Below are 23,124 nucleotides of genomic sequence, written 5' to 3'. Positions count from 1 at the left end.
AATGCCGTTTTTTAGTAAGAAAAAATTACATAATATCATTTTTAACTATAATGATAATAAAAAATGCTAAAAAACAAAGGTATAAAGTGCTTGGTATACTAAAAAAACACTAAAAATCGTTTTATATTACCATTTATTTGATTTTCGATATAACTTTATAAACGACATGTAGAAGTTATTGGAAAAATCCGAGTGACTGTCACCGCTCAATTAGTCAATCCATGCTTTTTCTTTGGCAACAATGACTGCTTCAGCACGTGATTCCACATGTAATCTGACAAAAAGTTTTGATAAATAATTTTCCACTGTACGCTGGGTAACGCCTATTGCAGAGGCAATGGCTTTATTGGTACATCCTTGTGCAACCAGCTGCAAAATTTCCTGTTCTTTATGACTTAGTAATACTTCCTGCTTAGCATTGGAACGATTCGAGTGCTGTTGGACAAAGTCTAAAAAATCTGCTGATAATAATATTTCCCCTCGCAAAGTGGCTTGGATTGTTTGAATTACCTGTTCTTTTGTAGCGAGCTTCGATAAAAGCCCATCTACTTTTTTTTCTACAAGAAGCTCGTAATAATCGGATAATTCGTAGCCTGTATAAAGAATAATTAGCGCTTCAGGCTGTTGTTTCTTAATCATTTCAGCTAGTTGAATGCCGTTTAACGGTTTCATATTAATATCAATTAAATAGAGCTGAAAGGGGTGTGATTCCATTCTAGCCAGTACATTGGCACTTTCTTGTTCTGTTTCAATATGGACATTTTCTAGATCTTGTAATAATGTTTTTGTTCCGTCTAAAACGACAGGATGATCATCTATTATCAATATTTCAATCATTTGTAGGGTTCCTCACATTCCTCTTGAATTTGAATATAAATATGCATGCCATCATTGGGTTTGGAGGTAATGGTCATATCTCCGTTAAAGGCTCGAACACGTTCTCGAATGCCGTTAATGCCCATAGAAGCGGAGGATTGCATTAAATCTTCAATATCACAGCCGATACCATTATCGTCATATTGGAGAACAAAACCGTGGTTTATAGCAAGTAGTTTAAGTGAAACTTTAGATGCATCGGCATGTTTAATAGCGTTATTTAGCAATTCTTGAACTAGACGATAGACAACTAAATGTAAAGTTGGATCTTGGAACTGAACTCGATCGATTTGTGTATTTAATAGAAAGTTTGCACGTATTTTCACTTTTTGTACGAGTTTTTTCAATGCCATTTCTAAACCAAAAGTATCAAGTAAAGGAGGGCTCAGATTTTCGCAATACTCCCGTAAATCTTTCGAGGCATTTAACAGTTGTTCCCGAATATCTAATACTTTCTTTTCCTCAATAATCGGAGAGCTAGCGATAACATCTAATTCTCTCGCTAAATGTAATTGCTCCTGTAAAATAGTGTCATGTAATTCCTGTGCTAAAATACTCTTTTCTTTCTCAATAATATTCCATAATAATTTATCAAGCCAAGGAAGTTGGGTGTTTTGGGTGTCTTTCATGTGCTGAATATCTCGTACTAAATCTTCAATTAGTTTTAAATTATCTATAAACATAGAGACGTATAATGCTAGTAACTCCAACCATAGAAGTTCTTCTTTTTGTAAAGTGTGTCTAATTCGTATAAGAATCTTTTCATCTACTGTATCATGGATCAGAAGTTGTGTCAGTTGGCTCTCTACTTGAATTTCACCACGAGAAAATGGGACATCTTCCATGATTGTTTCAAGCGTAAATGCAGTTGTCCCGAGTTTTTCGGTAATTTCATATTTGAGACTTGAAAGTAATTCCTGTTGGCTTTTAGCTTTACTAATACGTTTAACGGCTGCATATAAATTATGGACATAATCACCAGATGATGAAAATATAATTTTTCGATGTTTAAAGTCAAGTTGCTCTTTGACATAAAAACTGGCTATAAAACCAATGAAAATAATAAGAAAGACAATAATCATCAATTCAATTGAAAGATAGTCCAAAAACAGGATGGCTAATAAAGACGATAAAATAAATGAACTGAAAAAAGCGAGTGATGAATAATAGCGAAAACGAGATAATTGGTATTCAATATCAAATAAGCGTTCGTTCACTTGAATAAAAATAAAGGAAAAAGGTATAAACAAAATAAATAAAACACTAATTTCAGGTCGTATTATCGCGTTATACCCTAAAATTTCGGGTACAACAAACAACAATAGAAATGGCAAAAATGGGACGATACAAGAAATAGCGATTAAGCGTATTTTAGCTAATCGGGTTTGTAAATAGCTCGTTAATAATATATAGATTGCATAGAGTACCAATACCGCAAATAGACTGAGCGTTACAATCGGGGTAATAACCCTAAATTGTGGAAATAGCATTTCAATGATAAAGCAACATACAATAACAAACGGGAGCAAATAGAGCCACTTTACATCTATATACTTCCATTTTATGTGTAAAAAACGATAATATTGTTGTAGGAAATGAATGATAAGCACTAAGCACAAAACTAAACAAATACCGTTTACAATCATGCCAATGATGTTTCCTCTACTTGAAGCCCCTACACTTGTATAAGCTAAAGAGCAGGTTAATAAAAATAGCATTAGTAATTTCGTAATTAAAGTATGGTTATTTCGCTTCCATAAATAGATGGCAACACTTAAACAAAGGATGAAATAAAACATCGGAAAAACAATATGTAAATATAACTCTTCAGGTAAATCCCTATGTTTAATTTGGACTGTTCGAACAGTACCATCTGGTTTTAGTAGTGTTAGCTCTTTCGCCGATGTAATATAAATATCTGTTTGAGAAGTGCCAAAACCTTTAGCGGGCTTTTGATCGATTGATAGGATCATATCACCTTGCTCAATCTTTTTTTGTTGAGCCCATTCTGAGTAATAAGGATGAATAATAACAGGTAGTGTATTCGATGTATCGACTAAAATATTAATATAAGGACCACGAATGGCAACAACCAGAACATAAATGCCAAGAAGTAAATATGTTAAAAAAATACTAAAAGTTAATTTGCTCATAAAAGACGCTCTTTAAATATTATAATCATAGTATAGTGCTCCGTTTCATCATGAAGTATCTACTATATTATCCATAATTTTTAATTTTTTCGGAATAACGAAATAAAGTGTTTCGGAAAACCACTAACATTTTTTCGGAATAACGAAATAGTCTTTTCGGTATAAGCTGTGATAATGTGAATCTAGCCTAAGTGACGGAAAGGGGGAGCACTGTGTGAAATGGAGTGTGCTGTCACTCATCCTAATTTTCCTAGTCGCCATAGTGGCGTATCCCAAAACGACATTTGCTCAAACTTTTAATAAAGATGCAATAGAAGTAGATATTTGTATCATTGGAAGCGACAATCATTTTGTCTATAAGATTCCAAAACAGTTACATAATGATACGCCTTATTTTGAAATGCAAAATGATATCGAAGCTTCCTTAGCTAGCCATTGGAAAGTGCAAGGGGGTCATGTTGAAACAAATCATTCGAATATAGCGTATACTTTTTTTATCGAGGATTTATTTCAAGAAAAACAAGATGGTCATTTGAAGTTATCTATACCATATCGCACTTTAGTAGGCATGTTTCGTGAAGATGAAGCAATTCAATTGCGCATTATGGCGAGTAAATTAATGAATTGGCAAGTAAACGCAAAAGAATGGGCGTCACTAGGATTTGTTCAGCCACTGACTTTTTTGAGTGAAAGTGAATATGTCTACAATGGGGCTGTTAACGAATTGTTGCAACAACGAGTTGCCCATTTTGATGGGGCGATTGCTAAGCGTCAAATGTTGTTACGCAGTGTTATGTATTTTAGTTTTATTATTGTTCAAATTTTTGCGTGTTTACTATTATCCAGACGTTTGAAAAAACGAATCATTCAGCACCCTGAAGAAATGCATCAATTTAGAAAACTAAATTATATGTACCAAATCATTCCTTTATTTATTGTTATTGTGCAAATTATATATTTAGTGATGTCTGGTCTACTAACAGCATTTGGCCTTTACTTTAGTCCTGGCATTGATTTGTTGTTTATTATTGGGCCAATTCTTTTTACAATTATATTGTTGCCGATGTTTTTTGTTCCGACAGAAAATGAAATTGCAAAAGAATTACAACATAATAAAATGGATTCACACTTAGAATAGTATCCCTGTTTGTAATTAATACAATAAAATGCGATGTAGCTGTTGGAAAGTAGTTTGTTTTTGTAATTCGACGTTCACTCCTCAATATAAGATGGTATAATGGTCAACAGCATATTTGAAGGAGCTGGTGACAAATTGACGCATCCAGAGACTGCGTATTTAAATTTACTACAACATATATTAGAAAATGGGATAAAAAAAGAGGACCGTACGGGGACAGGTACGTATAGCATCTTTGGCCATCAAATGCGTTTTGACTTAAGTCAAGGCTTTCCGCTTTTAACAACTAAACGCGTACCATTTAAACTTGTAGCTAGTGAGCTTCTTTGGTTTATTAAGGGAGATACAAATATCCGCTACTTATTACAACATAATAACCATATATGGGATGAGTGGGCGTTTAAAAAATGGATTGAATCCGATGAATATAATGGACCTGATATGACGGATTTTGGTCGTCGATGCTTAACGGACGAAGTGTTTAATGTTGTTTACCAAGCTGAGCTGGCATCATTTTGCGACCGTATTTTAACGGATGATGATTTTGCAAGAAAGTACGGCGATCTTGGGAATGTCTACGGCAAGCAATGGCGCAATTGGACAACGTCAAACGGGGAAAGTCTTGATCAACTACAAGATGTTATTCATCAAATTAAGCATAATCCAGACTCACGTCGTATTATTGTCAATGCATGGAACCCTGAAGATGTCATTAATGCAGGGGCAAAAGGAAGCAAAGCGGCTTTACCACCTTGCCATGTTATGTTTCAATTTTATGTGGCAGAGGGCAAATTAAGCTGCCAATTAATGCAACGTAGTCTAGATACATTGCTTGGCTGTCCATTCAATATTGCCTCTTATGCATTATTAACACATTTAATTGCGCATGAATGTGGGCTTGAAGTCGGCGAATTTATTCATAGTATTGGCGATGCACATATTTATGCAAATCATGTGGAGCAAGTGAAAGAACAGCTTTCACGTGAGCCGCGGGAACTACCAACCTTGAAAATAAATCCGAATAAAACGTCGATTTTTGACATAGAACTTGAGGATCTATCCATCGAGGGCTATAATCCACATCCAGCAATTAAAGCACCGATTGCGGTTTAGTCAAAAGTAAGCAGCAGCCATTTTGGTTGCTGCTTTTTTGATGGCGTGGACTAGGTCCAAATAATCTATTTTGATAAATAGGCAAGTTGGTGGATGTTTCGATAGGGGGCCTTCTATTATAGTATTTATGGTATTATAAGGTATATTTTCTAATAAAAGCTTTAGGGGTGGCTAGGTTGAGAGAAAGAATAGTGCTACAAACGACAACAAAAGCAAAGATTCTTCGATTGCGCGAAAATGGGGAGTCCTCGTTCCCAAAAAATCAGCAGCCTCAACAGGATAGTCCAGCTATTACCACTACATTAACACAAGAACAATTAGTAAAAATGATGCAAATTATTGAGGAAATCCGTGTGAATGGTACTAAATAAAAATGTAAGCGCCTTCGATAAATAAAGACAACGCTAATTACCTTAACTCTTGTCCGGTTGTATCATAAAAAGTAAATATGGCAGGAAACGTATCTTCTGCATCAGGAGGTAGTTTAAATGTTTTCATAAATGGTGCAGAAGTATCAACTTCGATTTCTTTTTCAAAATTCATCCAGTTTGTCAATTGTATTTTGGCAACATTGCTGTCTAATTCGTGTACATATAGTGTGCCATAGTTGCCTTTATTGGTTTTATATTGTCGATAGGTTTCTGAGGGATCTGTTGCTAAATAAATAAATTTAAGTTTGCCATTCCACCCTTTATTAAAATGGGCATGACCATACTGATCACCGTTAATTTTCAACTGGGCTAACCACATATTTGTTTCTTCTATTCGTTCAAAATGCATGATTTGTATGCTACTGTCGATAAATTCTTCTAAAAATTCTTTCACTGTTGTTTCGGATGATTTTAGATGATAGTCGTTATAATAAGCATTTCCGTAAATGAAAAGTCCTAATAATAGTAATGGTGAAAATGAGCATATTACAATTAATATTAATTTGATTTTCATGCTAAATATCCTCCTGTCTATAAAAGTTCTCACATTTAATCTTTATTCAATTATATCGATTTTTACTTTTACTCGTCTATCGATTATATTTTGATGATGATTTCTAACTTGTGTAGTAAGAAATCATCACTATAAATTCAAGCGCCTTCTAAGCTATAATGGCGAAGGAGGTGTTTTTAGATGAACGTAATTTTTATAGAAACAATGACAGGGACAGAGCTTTTACAGATGGTATCACATGATGTGGCTGGCATACTAGCTGCGGCTCAAGGAGAAAGTGTAACGTTCCCCGTTGGTCATTATAAATATGAATTTCACAATCTAGATTTCTATGAAGAAAATGGTCAAATCCAACAAGAGCTCGTTATTTATATGACTAAAATTTAAATTCGATAGCGGGTGTATTTTTGTGAATAATGAACAGGTTAAGATATGAGCATATGACTTGTAATTATCTTAACCTGTAACTATAATAGTTACAACAGGTGGTGATTCGTATGGTCAATAGTCGATTTTCAGTCGCTATCCATATACTTTCGCTCATTGCTACAACATCTGATAAAAGTCAGCTTACATCTGATTATATTGCAGGTAGTGTCAATACGAATCCCGTAGTCGTACGACGAATGATTGGGAAATTGAAAAAAGCAGGCTTGTTAACTTCTCAGTCAGGACTTGCCGGTTATGGACTTGTTATTGAACCAAAGGATTTGTCATTGTTGAGCATTTACCGTGCGATTGACGGTCCAGAGCAACTATTTGCAATACATGATGAACCGAATCCTGCATGTGCTGTCGGCCGAAAAATACAGCATACGTTGGAAACCGTTTATCTAGATGTTTGGCATGCAATGGAAAAACAGTTACAAGCACAAACGTTACAAGATGTGCTAGATCAACTTCGTTAAAAGTAACGAGGTCGGTCTTACTGTATTCAACCTGTAACTAAAATGGTTACAACAAATTATAGGAGGAATTTATAATGAAAATAGGCGTTATTGGAGCAACAGGAAAAGCAGGGCAAAAAATAGTGGAGGAAGCATTACAACGTGGTCATAACGTTACAGCCATTGTTCGTTCAGCTTCTAAAGTAAAAGAGGATATTCAAGTGATGGAGAAGGATGTATTGGATTTAACGCAAGAAGATGTAAAGGGTTTTGATGTTGTTGTGAATGCGTTTGGTGCACCACTTGGACAAGAAACATTACATGTTGCTGTAGGTCGTCATTTAATCGCTACCTTTAACGGCATTGCCACAAAACTATTCGTAGTGGGGGGAGCAGGCAGCCTATTTGTAGACCCAGAAAAAACGATTCGTGTTATGGAGACTCCTGATTTTCCGGAAATGTTTTTGGCAACTGCAAAAAATCAAGGTGAAAACTTGCAAGACTTACAAGCATCAAATATTTCGTGGACATTTTTAAGTCCTTCTGCCCTATTTGATCCAGAGGGGCCACGTTCAGGTAGCTATACAACAGGAATAGATCATTTGTTAGTGAATGCTTCAGGTGAAAGTTATGTCAGCTATAGTGATTATGCGATTGCTGTGTTAGATGAAATTGAAAATCCACATTATATAAATAGACGTTTTACTGTTTCTTCAACTAAATAATCCTACTGCCGAGCGTGTGAAATATGCTCGGTTTCTCGCTATTTATCGTCGTTTACGAAAAAAACTTTCATTTTACTGATAAATGACTGTTTACAAGACGGCATTTATTAGCTACTATCAGTGTGAGTATTAGTTCAAAGGAGACGACAATAATGTCCACACAACGTATAGAAAAAGATTTTTTAGGTGAAAGAGTATTACCAGCAGATGCTTATTACGGGATTCAAACGCTTCGTGCAACAGAAAACTTCCCAATTACAGGCTATAAAATTCACCCAGCCCTAATTAAAGCAATGGGTATTGTAAAAAAAGCAGCAGCATTAGGTAATATGGAAGTACACCTATTATCAAAAGAAATTGGAGAGGCTATTGTCGAGGCTGCACAAGAAGTCATCGATGGTAAATGGGATGCTGAATTTCTAGTAGACCCAATCCAAGGTGGTGCAGGCACTTCTATCAATATGAATGCGAATGAAGTTATTGCGAACCGTGCTCTTGAAATTTTGGGTAAAGCAAAAGGGGACTATCAAACGATTAGCCCGAACAGTCATGTTAATATGTCACAATCAACAAACGATGCCTTCCCTACAGCGATTCATATTGCTGTATTAAATTTAATCGATGAGCTTCTGGTGACGATGGAAAATATGCAAGCCGTATTCCATCAAAAAGCAGAGCAATTTGCACATGTTATTAAAATGGGACGTACGCACTTACAAGATGCTGTACCAATTCGCTTAGGACAAGAGTTTGAAGCTTATTGTCGCGTAATTAACCGTGATATTGTTCGTATCCGTCAAACACGTCCAAACTTATATGATGTCAATATGGGGGCAACAGCTGTCGGTACTGGGCTTAACGCTTTCCCAGACTATATTAAATCTGTAGACCAACATCTAGCTGAAATTTCTGGCTTACCATTAAAAGGTGCTACACATTTGGTAGACGCTACGCAAAATACAGACGCTTATACGGAAGTGTCAGGGGCACTAAAAATTTGTATGATTAATATGTCTAAAATTGCGAATGACCTTCGTTTAATGGCATCTGGTCCTCGTGCAGGTTTAGGAGAAATTATTTTACCAGCACGTCAACCTGGTTCATCTATTATGCCTGGTAAAGTAAATCCTGTAATGCCAGAAGTGCTAAACCAAGTTGCATTCCAAGTAATTGGGAATGACCATACAATTTCTTTAGCATCTGAAGCGGGTCAATTAGAATTAAACGTAATGGAACCAGTGCTTGTATTCAACTTAATTCAATCAATTAGCATAATGAATAACGTTTTCCGTGCATTTACAGAAAACTGTTTAAAAGATATCGAAGCAAATGAAGAACGTATGAAGGAATATGTAGAGAAAAGTGTGGGTGTCTTAACAGCAGTCAATCCACATATCGGTTATGAAGTAGCTGCTCGTCTTGCACGTGAAGCAATTCTTACAGGTCGTTCAATTCGTGAACTTTGTATTGAAGCAGGTGTCTTAACGAAAGAGCAATTGGATTTAATTTTAGATCCATATGAAATGACACATCCAGGTATCGCTGGTTCTAGTATGATGAAATTAAAATAATTTCTAAAGAGGCTGGGACAAAAGAGAAAAGGTGTTAGATTGATGGCAGTCAATCTAACACCTTTTTGTTGCGCCGATGTTGTTCGCTTCGGCGGTGCTTTGCGCGGGCACACACGTATGCCGCAACCCTCGCTAACGCGCGGAAATGCCCGCGTCTTACGCTGTGTGCGTTCTGAGCAGAAGTCACCTCCTCCGCTACTAACAACTAGTGAACTCTTCTAATTTTTTATTTATTGCAACAGCAAGAATAGCTAAGTTCTCCATATAGAAAAATTTATGAACACCTTTCCTCTGTTTCTTAAATTATTTTAGTTTTGTCCTAACCTTTATCTTTTTTTAGTATACCAATATACATATAAAAGATGGGCGTATTTCTATCAATCTTAGGATAAATAAACTATAATAATGGTATTATAGTAATATTATAGTTAGGGGATTTTGGTATGACTTTACGAAAAAAAAGTATTTTTGGGTTTTCATTATTAAATTTAATAATGATTGTAGTATTAATTATAGATCTTGCTAATTTAACAGCATTAGCATGGCTATCTACAATATTAACGATTATTGGTATCTCCATTACTTTATCCTATATCTTCTATGTTAAATATAAAGTGATTCAACCTATTAACCAATTATCTAATGCTGCGAAAGCAATTTCAGTAGGGAACTTTGACTCTGATGTCATTACTGTACAAGACAATAGTGAGATTTCAGAATTAGCAAAAGCTTTTATAGAGATGAAAGAGCAATTGCGTACGATGACACTAACAATTGCCAACAGTTCGACAGATTTATCTGCCAGTATCGAAGAGTTGTCTGCAAGTACAAATGAAATTACAATGGCTGTGGAAGAAGTTGACCATCAAATGGAAAAAACGTCAAATGGCCTTAAACAAGCCGCACAATCGGCAAACAATAGTGCTGTTGCAATGCAGGAAACAGTAGATGGCATTGAGCGTATTTCGATTGCCACACAGGATGTTTTCAACCACGCGAAAGAAGCGAATGATATCGCAGGTAATGGTGCAGAAATTTTGCATGTTGCGAAAAACCAGATGGAGTTTATTTCATCGTCAACAGATAAAACGAGTACCTTAATAAAACACTTATCAAATAAAATGACAGATATTAAAAAAATGACAGAAATGATTACAACGATTACAGATCAAACGAATTTACTTGCTCTAAATGCTGCGATTGAAGCGGCACGTGCTGGAGAACATGGGAAAGGTTTTGCGGTCGTTGCGGAAGAAGTTCGTCATTTAGCAGAGCAATCCAAGCATTCTGCTATTCAAATTGTGGACCTTGTAGTAGGTATTGAAAATGATACGAAACAAGTTGCTGTGGCTGTGGAAGAAGACTTGAAAAATGTTCAACAGGGGGTCTATGTCATTGATGAAGCAACAAAATCTTTTGGCAATATTTCGCAGCACGTGAGCCAAATGACTGACCAACTCGAAGGCATTTCGACAACTGTAAATTACTTGTCAAATCGTGCAAATGAGGTAGCTAATCTCGTGTCAACAATTGCAGGGGGTATGGATCAATTGTCCAGCTATACAGAAGCTGTGCTACAGTCCATGGATGAGCAAACGGCTTCCATGCAAGCAGTCAATCAAGTTTCACAGGAATTAACGATACAGGCTGATGATTTACAAAAGATTACAAATCAAATTCATGTATAAATTAACAACGGATAGTTATTTAGGTGATAGATAGTCATTTTAGCAAGTGCACATACATTTAGGCTGCTGTTTGACTTTAAAATACCACTACTTTACAATATAATGTAATAGTTTAGTAGGAATTTTCCAATAAATTCCTTAACAACTGAATAGCGTGTAGTAAGAGGTGTAAATTGCATGCAATTTACTTAAAAGGGAAGTCGGTGCAAATCCGACGCTGTCCCGCAACTGTGAATGTGAGCGTCTTTTCAAATTATGACCACTGTCAAACGACGGGAAGGTGAAAAGAAGCGATGACCATAAGTCAGGAGACCTGCCTGTTACGAGTACACACCATAAACCTACGAGGAATAGGAGGTGGCATGTTGACAAAACAGAATAATCTGTTCGTCACAGTACGTCAAACGACCAACACCAAAGGATATAAAGGGATACGGCATCAAGCCAAATCGCTTCCATTGGTGCACTGTTTGATGTTATCGGATGAATGATATTTTTTAAGTACGATAGCCATAATCACGGATTTCCTCTACATTTTTAGGAAATCCGTATTTTTTATGTAATCGATACCTTTGTTTTGAAAATATGTACGAGAAGAGGTGCAAGTATGACAAAAATTCAGGTATGTTCAACACGAGAAAAGAAAAATGTTGATATGAAGATTTGTAAGCAACCGCGCATGGAAGTTGCCAAGCAACGAAAAACGAGAATGGTCATTGAGGCGCTAGTTGATCAGTTTTTAGCCACAGGGCTTATTCCGCACGATCGATTGTTTGACTGCATTTTTTATAATAAAGACATTATTTGGATTCAAAATGATGTCTATGAAGGATACCTATTTGCAAAAGCAAGTGTGGCTGATGAATTGAAAACAAAAAAGAATGGTTTTATGATGTATATGCCGACCAATCCGATTGTTTATGAAGTAAATGAGGAGGCCTATCATTTAATTACACGCATCGATTCAATTCGAGCTAAACCCAATTTGGATCGCCTGAATGTAGAGCCCAAACCTATTTTAAGTGCTGCAAGAGTCAATGATTTACTATGTTCGATGGTAATGCGTTTTTATCAAACGTATTTGCAAGACTTATCGTTATTAATTCAGGAAAATCAAGATTATAGTAAAATACAACATTTAATAGACTATGTAGAGGGTGAATATGCTCAGTTTTTACAAAGTGTAAAAGAATTAAATGATTATCATTTAAATTGGCATCCGCGTGGCAATGGTCATCAATTGTTGCTGCAACGCATTGAGCAATTACAGATTTTAAAAAGTAAACCTGGGTCGGTTCTTGTAGATTTCTCAAATCATCATGGGTATGTGATTGTGGAGTCAGCGAATTCTTTGAAAAAGAAAACGAAAAAAGCGTTGTAAATTTTTATATCTGTATCGATATGCATACTATGCAATATTCGATTTTTTTCTGAAAGGCATCGAGAAATTTCGATGCCTTTTTATTTTATAGACAATGCATGGCTGCTTTTGCCTCATACCATGGAACTGCATAGCCTTTTCCTTTCGCACAAAAAATACTTGACGACGTATAGTCAGGATCAGCCTGTTTATTATAATTGATTTGTGCGATTATTGCCTCGCTATTATGACATATATCATAGCCATCGAATTGTAAAGATAAAGAGCCTTTGCCGTTTGTGTAAGTAGCAAAAGTAGTACTATAGTGCATAAATGTTGCAACTGGTACACGTCCTGTTAAAATGACTTGCTCCTCTGACAAGATCGGTGAGTCAAAAGTACCGTCTGCTTGTTGAATATCGTTCATCATTCGGCCGATAAAATCATTGGATGCTTTCATTTTGAAGCGGTAATAGGGCTCAAGTAAGATATTTTCGGCTTGTTCTAGCCCTTGTCTTAATGCACGGAAAGTAGCTTCCCGAAAATCTCCTCCTTCGGTATGCTTGATATGAGCTCGTCCTGTCAACAGTGTAAAGCGAATATCAGTAACAGGAGAACCAGTTAATAAACCGTGATGCTCGCGTTCAAATAAATGTTTTTCGATAAGGCGTTGGTGACCTACTGATAAATCATCAGCATGACAGGCATTAACAAACGTATTCCCAGTTCCGCGGATGTTCGGCTCCATGAATAAGTGTACCTCGGCATAATGCTTGAGCGGTTCGAAATGTCCGTAGCCTGTTACAGTCGTTGCAATAGTTTCCATATACAAAATTTGAGGTTTATCAAAGGTAATAACAAGTGAAAAGCGATTTTTTAATACTTCAGCAAGTACTTCAAGTTGTATGACACCCATAATATGTACATGAATTTCTTGGAATTTTTCTTGCCAAACGACTCGTAACGATGGCTCCTCGGCTTCTAGTAAACGAAAAATCTGTAAAATTTCCTTTATATGCTGTTGCCCTTCATACAGTACTTTTGCTTGTAATGTAGGCACAAGTTCATAAGGTTTTGGGAGTAGTGTACTTCCTAAAATGTCTCCTATCTTCGCCAGGCTAAGCCCTTTCACTGCAAAAATGTCTCCTGCTTGTACGGCTTGGGCTGTCTGAAAACGACGCCCATTATACAGCCTAATTTCAGTTATTTTTTCGGTAACATCGCCAAATGCAAAGTCATCACGAGTATGCAATGTTCCTTGTAAAGCTTTTATAAAAGTTAAGCGTTGTGTGCCATCATGGCGAATTTTAAATACTTCCCCTTGAAAGGGTGCTTCATGGTCGAAGTGTGTCTCTGTCAGGAGAGGAAGTTGTGATACAAATTCCTTGATCCCAATATCTTTTAAAGCAGCACCAACAAAGCAGGGAAATGCTCGCTCTTCGTTAATCATCTTTTGTAATTGTGACAGGCACGTTGAGGCATCGAGTGTATCTGTTAAAAAGGCCTCGAGTAGTTGTTCATCACGCTCGGCTAGCCACTCTGCAATATAGCTTTGTATAAAATCTTTGCGTAATGGGGCATCGATTAACAGGATGTTGTCGGAACAGTCTTTTTGTAATTGGTTCATCACCGCATTGATATCTGCCCCTTCGCGGTCGATTTTATTTATAAAGAAAAAGGTTGGTATCTGGTATTGACGGAGCAATTGCCAAACCGTTTCTGTATGACCTTGTACACCCTCTACTGCACTGACAATAATGATGGCATAATCCATTACACGTATAGCACGCTCCATCTCAGGTGAAAAGTCTACATGCCCGGGTGTGTCAATCAGCGTATATGTATCATTTTCTATTTGCATCCGTCCTTGTTCCGCAAAAATGGTAATTCCTCGGGCTTGTTCAATTGCATGATTATCTAAAAATGTATCTTGATGATCGACTCTTCCACGAGATTGGATACTATTTGTGTGAAATAATAATTGCTCACAAAAAGTTGTTTTTCCTGCATCGACATGTGCGAGCACACCAATCGTTTTATACATAAAAATCCTCATTTCTAATGTAGTCTCTTCTCATTGTACCAGAATGATCGCTCAAACATTTCGTGACAAATAGTTCGCATTCGTGTTTAAATAGTGATAGTTTATTAACAAGTATCATTTATGGATTTTTTTGTGTGATTGAAATCAAAAATACCTTCTGCTAGTCTATTTTTATAACTAAAAACTGCTATATATTGGTGCAAATGGCTTTAGTCATTTGCTTAAAAGGGAAATCGGTGAAATTCCGATGCTGTCCCGCAACTGTAAATGGGGAGTTTATACAATAGTCACTGTAGTTGAACTATGGGAAGACGTATAAGCGATGAACCTAAGCCAGGATACCTGCCAATATGTATTATTTACTTAACACCACGAGGATGGTGATAGTGATTGTTTAAATACCCAATGTATTTATCACTATGACACCCTCTTGGAAACAAGGGGTTTTTTTTATGTGCTAGTAGCAAGGAAATCATTGATTTCTTCCTATACAAATCCAAATCCAAATACATAACTAAAGGAGAAATGGAACCATGAACAAATGGAAAGGCATGTGGCTAGTTGTTGCCATTGCGATTATAAGCATTTTAGGCGCTTGTAGTGCGAAAGACAATTCGCAAAGTGCTGCACAAAGTGAGCATATCGAGCCTGCTCAAAGCGAGACGACAGAAGTAACCATTGACAATAATGGTACTACACAAGTTTATACAGAAGCACCTAAAAAGGCGATTAGTTTAAATCAGCATGTAACGGAAATTATGTTAGCTTTAGGCTTAGAAGATTCAATGGTTGGTACAGCCTATTTGGATGATAAAATTTATGAACCTTTACAAGCTGCCTACGAAAAAGTACCAGTAATAGCAGAGCAGTATCCAACAAAAGAACAAGTGATAGATAGTGAAGCCGATTTTTTATACGCTGGATGGAAAAGTGGCTTTAGTGAAAAGGGTGTTGGTACACCAGAAGAATTAGAGACACTTGGTATCCACACATATTTACATCAATCTTCAAGTATAACGAAACCAACGCTAGATGATATTTTTAGGGATATTCGCAATATCGCAAAAATTTTCCGTGTTGAAGATCGAGGAGAAGCATTAGTCGATCAAATGACAAAAGAAGTTGATGCAGTACGTGCAAAGTTACCGCAAGGGGAAAAGGAGCTACGTGTGCTTGTCTATGATAGTGGAGATAAGGAAGTCTTTACTGCTGCTCAAAATTTTATGAATGAGCTTGTCACTGTCGCTGGTGGTAAAAACATTTTTGGTGAAGTTGAATCTGGATGGACAACTGTCTCAAAAGAAGAAACAGTAGAACGCAATCCGGAAGTAATTGTCGTGATTGATTATGGTTCTCAAAGTGCTGAAGACAAAATACATTTCCTGAAAAATGATCCTGCATTAAAGGAAACAGATGCTGTGCACAATGAGCGTTTTGTCATATTACCGCTTTCAGCTGCTTCAGAAGGGGTTCGTGCGGCAGAGGCTATCAACATTTTGGCTAAAGGATTCTATCCGGAAAATTTTTAATAACTTCAGATAGCTAGCTATATGCTAGCTTTTTTTAAGGAGAATAAAAAATGAATGCATTTCGTTCAAATATACCAGAATGTACATTTGAAAAATTAAATATAGATGGTCAATTTACTCGTCTAGCAGTAAGTCCTGGTATTATCAATAAACATTATACACCCGCGCAATTTCAAAAAATTGCAGAAGTCGTAGGGGACAGTGGGGCCATTAAATATTCAGCATCCTATAATCTATTGTTGTCTATCCCTACGCAAACAGTTCAAGACATTATAAGTGAACTGCAAGAAGCGGGCTTATATATGACACCATCAGGCTCCATCGTTGCGTTCAAGGCTTGTGATTTTTGTGATGGAGAGAGGATGGAAGCGGCGGAGATAACAGAACAATTATACATTGAGTTGCAGGGACAAACGGTGCCTTCCAGACTGCGTTTAAATGTCAATGGCTGTGCGTCCGCTTGCTATAATGCCGTCTATGATGATATTGGACTTGTCTATCAAAAAGATAGCTTCGATGTTTATTTAGGTGCTATTCCAATGGGGGCAAAAGCACAGGCGGGTACACTATTTGCTAAAGGCGTTTCCGCGCAAGAAATAGCCAGCTTTTTACAGCGTATAATTGGGGTATATCAACAACATGCACGGCCAAATGAGCCGTTCTATAAATTTTATCGCAGAACGAATACTGCTGAATATTGGCAAATAATGCATAATGTAAAATAAAGTAAAGTTATCCTTTTCGTTGTTTATGTACGATGACAGTATCGTTATCCAAAATGATAGATAGACCCTATGGAGCGAAGAACGGGAAGCAACTTGTACTCAAGTGTTAGATTGACTAATGTCAATTTAACACTTTTTCTTTTTCTTAAATTGGACATATATACCGGCAGTTTAGTTGAATAAATCATATGTCATGTGCTCACGCTAAGTCGATTACATTTTAAGGGGATGTAGAAATGTTTAATCGTTTATCAGCACAAAATGGTGTGTTTCGATTACCGCCAATACAGCGCAAAAATAATAAAGAGTTAGATGTTGCTATTGCAGATCTTGAAGCAAGAGGATTTCGTTTAGTAAGACGCGGGATTCAAAATGAGAAAAAGCAACCCCATTCATCGTACAATAAAGTTTGGGCTATTATGGAAAAATTGATGACTTAAAATATAGGGAAAAATAACAAAAAGCTGCTTTGATTTCTCTCAGCAGCCCTATAAGTAGTGAAACACTACGAACTTATATTTTGTCTTTTTATTGTCATTCTATACTTTAAATAATGCATAGACATAATTAAAGATTTTGACAAACTATTTTTGACTGAATGTAACTGTTACTAGAAGTATTAGATAAGGTATATATGTATACAGTTTTGTCAATCTAGTGCTATACGGGAATCCGCATAAGAAAGAATTTGTATTGCTTGATGGCATGCCAAAAGTTAGCAGCATTAAAGCCTAATGTAATGATCACTGCTCATGGTGTACTAATGGTTAGTGAAGAATTGAGTGCGGCACTGCGAAAATTTTGTGAATGATTTCGTTCACATTGCCCACACTAAAAATTATAAGAATGAAGTGATAGGTCCCTAAAGATTGAAGATTTTAGGGGCTTTTATTAGTGCCAATTATTAACTTCATTTGTACTATTTAATTGAAGGTGTAATCGCTGTGACATTAGGGAATAATAACACAAACTTAGAGAAAGAAGGAATGATTATAAAAACCCATGAAGAGAATAATCGTTCAATGCTAAAAAATGGACATCCTTATGCAAAGCGAAATGTATGGTCAGGGTTTCTTTTTGGTATAGGATTAGTTGCATTTATAGATGAAACCTTTTTTCATCAACTATTACGCTGGCATCATTTTTACGATAAATCGACAACTGATATTGGTTTAATATCGGATGGTTTTTTCCACGCATTTAGTTGGTTTGCGACAATTGCAGGTTTATTTTTATTTGCAGATTTACGTCGCAAAAATGGACTAAGGTTAGCAAGATGGCTAGGTGGTGTATTTTTAGGAGCAGGAGGGTTTCAATTATATGATGGTATTATTCAACATAAGTTAATGCGGATACATCAGATAAGGTATGTAGAAAATGTAATAACATACGATTTAATTTGGAATATCCTTGCTGCAATACTACTCATTATAGGGATTTATCTTACTATCCGTACTAAAAACGCTTATCACATACAAGAGGCTACATCTTATGAGCGCTAAACATAGTAATCATATTGCTCAGATGAATCAGGACGGCTTTCTACACGATTATGCACAACTATTTTTTTTATTGTTATTTAGTATTTTATTAATCATGTATATTAGTGCTATTGTTATTTCAAATCGTCATTATAAAACGTGGCCCCTTTATCGCATTGTATGTTTTGTTTTAGGGATAGTATTAGCGGTTATAGCGGTTGCTGGGCCTTTAGCAAATCGTGCAACGATGGATTTTACGGCACATATGGTGAGTCATTTACTTTTAGGCATGTTAGCGCCATTGCTTATTGTGATGGCAGCGCCTATGACACTTTTACTAAGAACTTTGAGTACTTCATTAGCACGTGCACTTACCAAAATACTAAAAAGCTGGCCTCTTCGTATACTTACACATCCAATAGTTGCGACTTTACTGAATATCGGAGGGCTTTGGTTATTATACACGACTAACCTATATGCACTTATGCATGACAATAGTTACTTACATGTAGTTGTCCATTTACATGTATTTCTAGCGGGGTATGTATTTACAATCTCTATTCTTTATGTAGACCCCGTACCTTACAGAAAATCCTTTATTTACAGAGCAATCGTTTTAATTATAGCATTGGCCGGACATGGAATTTTATCAAAATATATTTATGCGCATCCGCCTGAAGGTGTGCCAATAGCACAAGCAGAAATCGGAAGTAAGGTTATGTATTATGGTGGAGATGTAATTGATGCGATGATCATTTTCATGCTTTGCTTACAATGGTACAAAGCAGTAAGACCGCGAATAGTAGAACCGATGCAAAAAAGCGATAGTTTAGAAAATCGACAAATTGATTCTGTCTAGCACCATTTTTACTGAATATGTTTTCAGCGCATTCGCGTAAAAATTGTTGATAACGAAATTGGGAATGATTATAAATTTGGCGTCTATACGCTCAAAAAAAGTGTTAGGTTGACTGAAGGAAGGTGGTCTAACACTTTTATTTTTTTATGGATTGGTAGTCATAAAAAGGGAATAAAACTTTTACTTTCACTCTCGCTTTTAGATGTTGAGTCAAAGCTTTTGCTATGTCAGATAAAGAACTTATTGGAAGCTTGATTTAAGAAAAACTAGTAGACAAAGTTGAAAAACTCGACTTTGTCTACTAGCTTTGTGAGTGACTTTACTTAAGTCACACTTTTTAGTTTAGCTTTTGAATAAAAACAACTTTTAAGTAGTTGAATTCAGGATGCTCACGTGGCACACGGAAATCCTTTGGTAAACCGTATTCCTCCACAATTTTATAACGAGTATGCGTGTCATTAAATGCTTGCTCGATAAATCCTTTAAATTTTTTCATACCAAAGCTTGCATTATTCGTAGAAGCCACAATAATACCATTTTTTTCAGTAATTGCGATTGCATCCTTTAATAGCTTAGGATAGTCTTTAGCAGTTGAAAACGTAATTTGTTTTGTTCGAGCAAAGCTAGGAGGATCTAATACAACGAGGTCAAATTTCAACTGATGGCGTTGTGCATATTTGAAATAATGGAATACATCCATTACTTTAATATCCTGTGCTTCATAGTCAATATCATTGACACTAAATTGCTCAATTGTTTTGGCTAAGCTACGTTTGGCTACATCGACACTTGTCGTTTTCATAGCTCCACCTAGTGCTGCTGCTACAGAAAACGCACCTGTATACGAAAATGTATTTAACACAGTTTTAGCTTTTGAATAGCGTTCACGAATAGCAAGTCGTACTTCACGCTGGTCGAGGAAAATGCCTGTCATAGCACCATCATTTAAATGGACAGCGTAATTCATGCCATTTTCCTTCACGATTAGTGGAAACTCACCAGGCGTGCCCATTACAAAATCGTCTTGTTCGATATATTGCCCTTTACTATCAAAACGCTTTTTCTCATATATCGCTTTATAGTTTACGGTTTCTGAAAGTGCCTCATAAATGACCTCTTTAAATGAATAAATGCCGGCACTATACCAACACACCATATAATAGCCATCGAAGAAGTCAATTGTTATACCACCGATGCCATCACCTTCGCCATTAAAGACACGAAAAGCAGTCGTATTAGGATTGTTAAAGAATAATTCACGATTTTGAACGGCTTTTTTAATTTTTTTTGCAAAAAAAGTCTTGTCAATTTCTTCATCGGCATCGGTTGTTAACAGCCAGCCAATGCCTTTATTTTGGATACCATAATAGCCAGTCCCAATAAACCGGTTATGAATATCTAATAGACGAAGTAAGGCACCTTCTTCAGAAGGTAGTTTACGTGTATCAACGGCATCTTTTAAAATAAGCGGATAACCCTTTTTTAATGGTCCTGCAAATTGATTGTTAATTTGTAAAGCAATAGTTTGTGTCATGTTGTCATCCTTTAAAAAACATTTTGCTCTATTATCGCATTGTTTAGTAGCATTACACAAACTTATTTCACGAATGTCGCAATTTTTTCAACTGTTTCAATTGTGGCTGCTTCAAAAAACGCCATTTTACTGAAGTAACTATGAATCAAACCAGCCATAGGGATATGTTCTACATAAACACCCGCCCTAGCTAATTTTTGAGCATATGCAAGTCCTTCATCGTAGAGTACATCTGCTTCTGCCGCAATAATCATTGTTTTGGGAAGAACGCTCAAGTTTTCAATGTGCAAAGGGGAGACAAGTGGATTCGTAAAGTAGTTTGTCTCCGTATATTGCCCTGCAAACCATTGCATCCCTTGTTTATCTAAACCAAAGTGTTCGCCATAAGCATTATAAGAAGCCGTCGTAAAATCAAGATTTACAACAGGGTAAATCAATGCTTGCGCAGTGATTTTAGGGCCATTAAATGTAGCAGCTAAATAGCTAACAACAGTTGCTAAGTTTCCTCCTGCACTATCACCAGCTACTGATAATTGGCTATTATCACCACCAAAAGTTGCAATATTATCAAAAACCCACAGTAAACCATCATAGGCATCGTGTAAAGGTATTGGGAATGGGTATTCTGGTGCTAAGCGATAATCGATAGATACGACAATGGCATGGGCTTTGTCTGCAAGTAGCCGACAACCTGCATCAGCGGATTCTAAATTGCCGAATACCCAGCCACCACCGTGATAATAAATAATTACGGGTAATTTTTCTGCCTGTTCCGGAATGTAAATGCGAATATTTATTTCTTGGCCATCACGCACGCTAATTTTTTTATTTTTTATAGAAGCAAGTTGTGGTGAATGGCTAGATTGCCATGGTGGAACTGTACGTGAGTTTCTTGCTTCCTGTGGTGTCATTTCATAATAATGGGGTATTCTAGCTGTTTCTTGAATATAGCGAATAGCCTCTTTTGTTAAACGTGTCATGATCATCATCCTTTAATCGTTTAAGTATTAATTCTTATTATAAACTATTCTTATAATTTTACTAGGTTTTAGTATCAATTAAGAAAATTATTTTAATAATGAGCAGAAATATTCCGATAGTAAAGTAAAAATATGTTTATAATAGAATGAAGGATATAACTTGGAGGGTAAGCATGATTTCATTAATAGTAGCACATGATCATAACCATGTTATTGGCTATGAAAACGGTATGCCGTGGCATTTACCGGGAGATTTACAATATTTTAAGGAAAAAACGATGGGCAAGCCTATGATTATGGGACGTAAAACATTTGAATCGATTGGACGACCGCTACCAGGACGACGAAATATTGTCGTTACACGTGATGCAAATTATCGTGCGGATGGAATAGAAACGGCGACAAGTATTGAGGAAGCTCTTGCGTTAGCGGGGGACGTGCCGGAAATCATGATTATTGGCGGTGAACAAATTTTTAGACTATCTATGGAGTTAACTGATCGCATATACATTACAAAAATTAATCATTCTTTTAAAGGGGATACTTTTTTTCCAGCATATGAAGAAGAGTTTGTTTTAGTTGCGTCACAAGAACCAGAAACAGCACCTGAAGGTTACACATTTCAATATCAAATTTTTGAACGCAGACAATGACATGGGATTCTAATTTAATATCACACATTATATATAGAAATTAAAAGGATAGAAGAGCTTACATAAATTGGCTCTATCTATCCTCTTTTTTAACTCAGATGCCCCAAATTACTACAACATTAAATCAATCTAATGTTGCAGTAATTTAAAAGGAGCTTATATCAATTATTAATTGTACATTAAAGCCTAATTCTTAAACTTCTATGTAATAATATAGGTTGTTTTCTAAAAAATTGTTGCTATTCAACTAACAGTGCAGGTTAGTGGAAGAATGAAGTTGAAGCTGCTGTATAATTGTAAAATAGAAATAGTTTTTGAAATAAATTGCTATTTATTTTTATGAGGGGGAAGTATAACTATGAAATTTAGTAAAACATATATGGATAACTTTTTTAACAACATCAATGATTACCATTCAATGGTTGAATTATTTACTATTGCATATTTTAAATTAAGAGAACAAAGTACCTTACCTGATTGGTATGTTGAATTAAGAGAGATTATGAATTGGAAATCACAGTCCAATAGGTCGGGAGTTTGGACATATTATGAAATATTAGATGATACTTCAGCCTCTACACTTATAGGTAGACTTAAAGCGAAAGAAGAAAATAAAATCCTTACTATATATATGATGGGGATAAATAAATATAGTGATGAAACCATAATGGAACATATTGATAAATGGATTTGGGAAAATGAAGATAGAATTTACGGATATTTAACTGATGTATTTATAAGCAATAAAGACTGGTTCTATATGATTGACTCAAAACTATGAAAGTACAGCAGTTTTACGGAATTGTACTTAAACTAAAAAGTGTAAGAGCTTAAGAACAAGGTTGCTAATAAGCAGTCTTATT

The 23,124-nt window shown here is 36.0% G+C and carries 22 protein-coding genes and 2 riboswitches; of the genes, 16 read left to right on the top strand and 6 right to left on the bottom strand.

Annotated elements, in window-relative coordinates:
- Positions 1–210: 210 nt before the first annotated feature.
- Together T479_RS11405 and T479_RS11400 are read right to left on the bottom strand one after the other, a co-directional pair.
- The gene (locus T479_RS11405) at positions 211–837 is read right to left on the bottom strand and encodes a response regulator transcription factor (protein ID WP_024364094.1); all 627 of its coding nucleotides are present in this window, start codon (positions 835–837) and stop codon (positions 211–213) included.
- Positions 834–3,029 carry a sensor histidine kinase gene (locus T479_RS11400; RefSeq protein ID WP_025219616.1) on the bottom strand — a complete coding sequence of 732 codons (2,196 nt, stop codon included), beginning with the start codon at positions 3,027–3,029 and terminating at the stop codon, positions 834–836. The genes T479_RS11405 and T479_RS11400 overlap by 4 nt, the downstream gene beginning before the upstream one ends.
- Positions 3,030–3,243: 214 nt before the next feature.
- Between T479_RS11400 and T479_RS11395 the strand changes: the two genes are divergently transcribed.
- The 3 genes from T479_RS11395 to T479_RS11385 all read left to right on the top strand — a co-directional run bounded on the left by T479_RS11395 (position 3,244) and on the right by T479_RS11385 (position 5,651).
- Complete coding sequence (locus T479_RS11395) at positions 3,244–4,167, top strand: hypothetical protein (protein ID WP_025219615.1); 924 nt, start codon at positions 3,244–3,246, stop codon at positions 4,165–4,167.
- A gap of 135 nt (positions 4,168–4,302) precedes the next feature.
- Positions 4,303–5,280, top strand: a complete 978-nt coding sequence (locus tag T479_RS11390) for a thymidylate synthase (RefSeq protein WP_025219614.1) — start codon at positions 4,303–4,305, stop codon at positions 5,278–5,280.
- A gap of 176 nt (positions 5,281–5,456) precedes the next feature.
- Complete coding sequence (locus tag T479_RS11385; protein ID WP_024364098.1) at positions 5,457–5,651, top strand: hypothetical protein; 195 nt, start codon at positions 5,457–5,459, stop codon at positions 5,649–5,651.
- Between the two features lie 37 nt (positions 5,652–5,688).
- Here the strand turns inward: T479_RS11385 and T479_RS11380 are convergent, their stop codons facing one another.
- A complete protein-coding gene (locus T479_RS11380; RefSeq protein ID WP_025219613.1) occupies positions 5,689–6,225 on the bottom strand; it encodes a hypothetical protein in 537 nt (178 codons plus the stop codon).
- 180 nt (positions 6,226–6,405) lie between these two features.
- On the opposite strand from T479_RS11380, the gene T479_RS11375 reads away from it, so the two are divergent.
- The 6 genes from T479_RS11375 to T479_RS11350 all read left to right on the top strand — a co-directional run bounded on the left by T479_RS11375 (position 6,406) and on the right by T479_RS11350 (position 12,477).
- Positions 6,406–6,612 carry a hypothetical protein gene (locus T479_RS11375; protein ID WP_025219612.1) on the top strand — a complete coding sequence of 69 codons (207 nt, stop codon included), beginning with the start codon at positions 6,406–6,408 and terminating at the stop codon, positions 6,610–6,612.
- A 110-nt stretch (positions 6,613–6,722) separates the two neighbouring features.
- On the top strand, positions 6,723–7,133 hold the full coding sequence (locus T479_RS11370) for an Rrf2 family transcriptional regulator (protein WP_025219611.1): 411 nt from the start codon (positions 6,723–6,725) through the stop codon (positions 7,131–7,133).
- Positions 7,134–7,207: 74 nt separating this feature from the next.
- Positions 7,208–7,837 (top strand): NAD(P)-dependent oxidoreductase, encoded by a 630-nt coding sequence (locus tag T479_RS11365; protein WP_025219610.1) that lies wholly within the window; start codon positions 7,208–7,210, stop codon positions 7,835–7,837.
- A gap of 152 nt (positions 7,838–7,989) precedes the next feature.
- Positions 7,990–9,408 (top strand): aspartate ammonia-lyase, encoded by a 1,419-nt coding sequence (aspA, locus tag T479_RS11360; RefSeq protein ID WP_024364103.1) that lies wholly within the window; start codon positions 7,990–7,992, stop codon positions 9,406–9,408.
- Between the two features lie 443 nt (positions 9,409–9,851).
- A complete protein-coding gene (locus tag T479_RS11355; protein WP_024364104.1) occupies positions 9,852–11,096 on the top strand; it encodes a methyl-accepting chemotaxis protein in 1,245 nt (414 codons plus the stop codon).
- 147 nt (positions 11,097–11,243) lie between these two features.
- Positions 11,244–11,431: riboswitch (cobalamin riboswitch) on the top strand.
- A gap of 272 nt (positions 11,432–11,703) precedes the next feature.
- Positions 11,704–12,477 carry a hypothetical protein gene (locus T479_RS11350; protein WP_025219609.1) on the top strand — a complete coding sequence of 258 codons (774 nt, stop codon included), beginning with the start codon at positions 11,704–11,706 and terminating at the stop codon, positions 12,475–12,477.
- An 85-nt stretch (positions 12,478–12,562) separates the two neighbouring features.
- On the opposite strand, the gene T479_RS11345 is transcribed toward T479_RS11350, so the two are convergent.
- Positions 12,563–14,500: an elongation factor G gene (locus tag T479_RS11345; protein WP_025219608.1), complete on the bottom strand. Its 1,938-nt coding sequence runs from the start codon at positions 14,498–14,500 to the stop codon at positions 12,563–12,565.
- 178 nt (positions 14,501–14,678) lie between these two features.
- Positions 14,679–14,864, top strand: a riboswitch (cobalamin riboswitch).
- Between the two features lie 169 nt (positions 14,865–15,033).
- Between T479_RS11345 and T479_RS11340 the strand changes: the two genes are divergently transcribed.
- From T479_RS11340 to T479_RS11320, 5 genes are all read left to right on the top strand, one after another.
- On the top strand, positions 15,034–16,029 hold the full coding sequence (locus T479_RS11340; protein WP_025219607.1) for an ABC transporter substrate-binding protein: 996 nt from the start codon (positions 15,034–15,036) through the stop codon (positions 16,027–16,029).
- A gap of 50 nt (positions 16,030–16,079) precedes the next feature.
- Positions 16,080–16,754 carry a precorrin-3B methylase gene (locus T479_RS11335; protein WP_025219606.1) on the top strand — a complete coding sequence of 225 codons (675 nt, stop codon included), beginning with the start codon at positions 16,080–16,082 and terminating at the stop codon, positions 16,752–16,754.
- 236 nt (positions 16,755–16,990) lie between these two features.
- Positions 16,991–17,194 carry a hypothetical protein gene (locus tag T479_RS11330; protein WP_024364109.1) on the top strand — a complete coding sequence of 68 codons (204 nt, stop codon included), beginning with the start codon at positions 16,991–16,993 and terminating at the stop codon, positions 17,192–17,194.
- Positions 17,195–17,740: 546 nt separating this feature from the next.
- Positions 17,741–18,256, top strand: a complete 516-nt coding sequence (locus T479_RS11325) for a DUF2243 domain-containing protein (RefSeq protein WP_025219605.1) — start codon at positions 17,741–17,743, stop codon at positions 18,254–18,256.
- A gap of 22 nt (positions 18,257–18,278) precedes the next feature.
- Positions 18,279–19,094 (top strand): cytochrome c oxidase assembly protein, encoded by an 816-nt coding sequence (locus tag T479_RS11320; protein WP_025219604.1) that lies wholly within the window; start codon positions 18,279–18,281, stop codon positions 19,092–19,094.
- A gap of 337 nt (positions 19,095–19,431) precedes the next feature.
- Here T479_RS11320 and T479_RS11315 read toward each other — a convergent pair whose 3' ends face one another.
- Together T479_RS11315 and T479_RS11310 are read right to left on the bottom strand one after the other, a co-directional pair.
- Positions 19,432–20,628, bottom strand: a complete 1,197-nt coding sequence (locus tag T479_RS11315; RefSeq protein ID WP_025219603.1) for a class I SAM-dependent rRNA methyltransferase — start codon at positions 20,626–20,628, stop codon at positions 19,432–19,434.
- A gap of 62 nt (positions 20,629–20,690) precedes the next feature.
- The gene (locus tag T479_RS11310) at positions 20,691–21,608 is read right to left on the bottom strand and encodes an alpha/beta hydrolase (protein WP_025219602.1); all 918 of its coding nucleotides are present in this window, start codon (positions 21,606–21,608) and stop codon (positions 20,691–20,693) included.
- 173 nt (positions 21,609–21,781) lie between these two features.
- Here T479_RS11310 and T479_RS11305 point away from each other — a divergent pair, with 173 nt between their 5' ends.
- Entirely contained in the window at positions 21,782–22,261 is a 480-nt protein-coding gene (locus T479_RS11305) for a dihydrofolate reductase (protein WP_025219601.1), read from the top strand.
- A gap of 358 nt (positions 22,262–22,619) precedes the next feature.
- The gene (locus T479_RS11300) at positions 22,620–23,042 is read left to right on the top strand and encodes a hypothetical protein (protein ID WP_025219600.1); all 423 of its coding nucleotides are present in this window, start codon (positions 22,620–22,622) and stop codon (positions 23,040–23,042) included.
- The last annotated feature ends 82 nt before the right edge of the window (positions 23,043–23,124 follow it).

The organism is Lysinibacillus sphaericus (assembly GCF_000600105.1).
GTDB classification, from domain to species: domain Bacteria; phylum Bacillota; class Bacilli; order Bacillales_A; family Planococcaceae; genus Lysinibacillus; species Lysinibacillus sphaericus.
Note: the sequence above shows the minus strand (reverse complement) of the source record. Positions and strands in the feature narration are given on the sequence as shown.

Bases quoted from the DNA above. Each gene is read 5' to 3' on its own strand.
- T479_RS11405 (WP_024364094.1), bottom strand. From the start codon at position 837: ATGATTGAAATATTGATAATAGATGATCATCCTGTCGTTTTAGACGGA.
- T479_RS11400 (WP_025219616.1), bottom strand. From the start codon at position 3,029: ATGAGCAAATTAACTTTTAGTATTTTTTTAACATATTTACTTCTTGGC.
- T479_RS11380 (WP_025219613.1), bottom strand. From the start codon at position 6,225: ATGAAAATCAAATTAATATTAATTGTAATATGCTCATTTTCACCATTA.
- T479_RS11375 (WP_025219612.1), top strand. From the start codon at position 6,406: ATGAACGTAATTTTTATAGAAACAATGACAGGGACAGAGCTTTTACAG.
- T479_RS11370 (WP_025219611.1), top strand. From the start codon at position 6,723: ATGGTCAATAGTCGATTTTCAGTCGCTATCCATATACTTTCGCTCATT.
- T479_RS11365 (WP_025219610.1), top strand. From the start codon at position 7,208: ATGAAAATAGGCGTTATTGGAGCAACAGGAAAAGCAGGGCAAAAAATA.
- aspA (WP_024364103.1), top strand. From the start codon at position 7,990: ATGTCCACACAACGTATAGAAAAAGATTTTTTAGGTGAAAGAGTATTA.
- T479_RS11355 (WP_024364104.1), top strand. From the start codon at position 9,852: ATGACTTTACGAAAAAAAAGTATTTTTGGGTTTTCATTATTAAATTTA.
- T479_RS11350 (WP_025219609.1), top strand. From the start codon at position 11,704: ATGACAAAAATTCAGGTATGTTCAACACGAGAAAAGAAAAATGTTGAT.
- T479_RS11345 (WP_025219608.1), bottom strand. From the start codon at position 14,500: ATGTATAAAACGATTGGTGTGCTCGCACATGTCGATGCAGGAAAAACA.
- T479_RS11340 (WP_025219607.1), top strand. From the start codon at position 15,034: ATGAACAAATGGAAAGGCATGTGGCTAGTTGTTGCCATTGCGATTATA.
- T479_RS11335 (WP_025219606.1), top strand. From the start codon at position 16,080: ATGAATGCATTTCGTTCAAATATACCAGAATGTACATTTGAAAAATTA.
- T479_RS11330 (WP_024364109.1), top strand. From the start codon at position 16,991: ATGTTTAATCGTTTATCAGCACAAAATGGTGTGTTTCGATTACCGCCA.
- T479_RS11325 (WP_025219605.1), top strand. From the start codon at position 17,741: ATGATTATAAAAACCCATGAAGAGAATAATCGTTCAATGCTAAAAAAT.
- T479_RS11320 (WP_025219604.1), top strand. From the start codon at position 18,279: ATGAATCAGGACGGCTTTCTACACGATTATGCACAACTATTTTTTTTA.
- T479_RS11315 (WP_025219603.1), bottom strand. From the start codon at position 20,628: ATGACACAAACTATTGCTTTACAAATTAACAATCAATTTGCAGGACCA.
- T479_RS11310 (WP_025219602.1), bottom strand. From the start codon at position 21,608: ATGACACGTTTAACAAAAGAGGCTATTCGCTATATTCAAGAAACAGCT.
- T479_RS11305 (WP_025219601.1), top strand. From the start codon at position 21,782: ATGATTTCATTAATAGTAGCACATGATCATAACCATGTTATTGGCTAT.
- T479_RS11300 (WP_025219600.1), top strand. From the start codon at position 22,620: ATGAAATTTAGTAAAACATATATGGATAACTTTTTTAACAACATCAAT.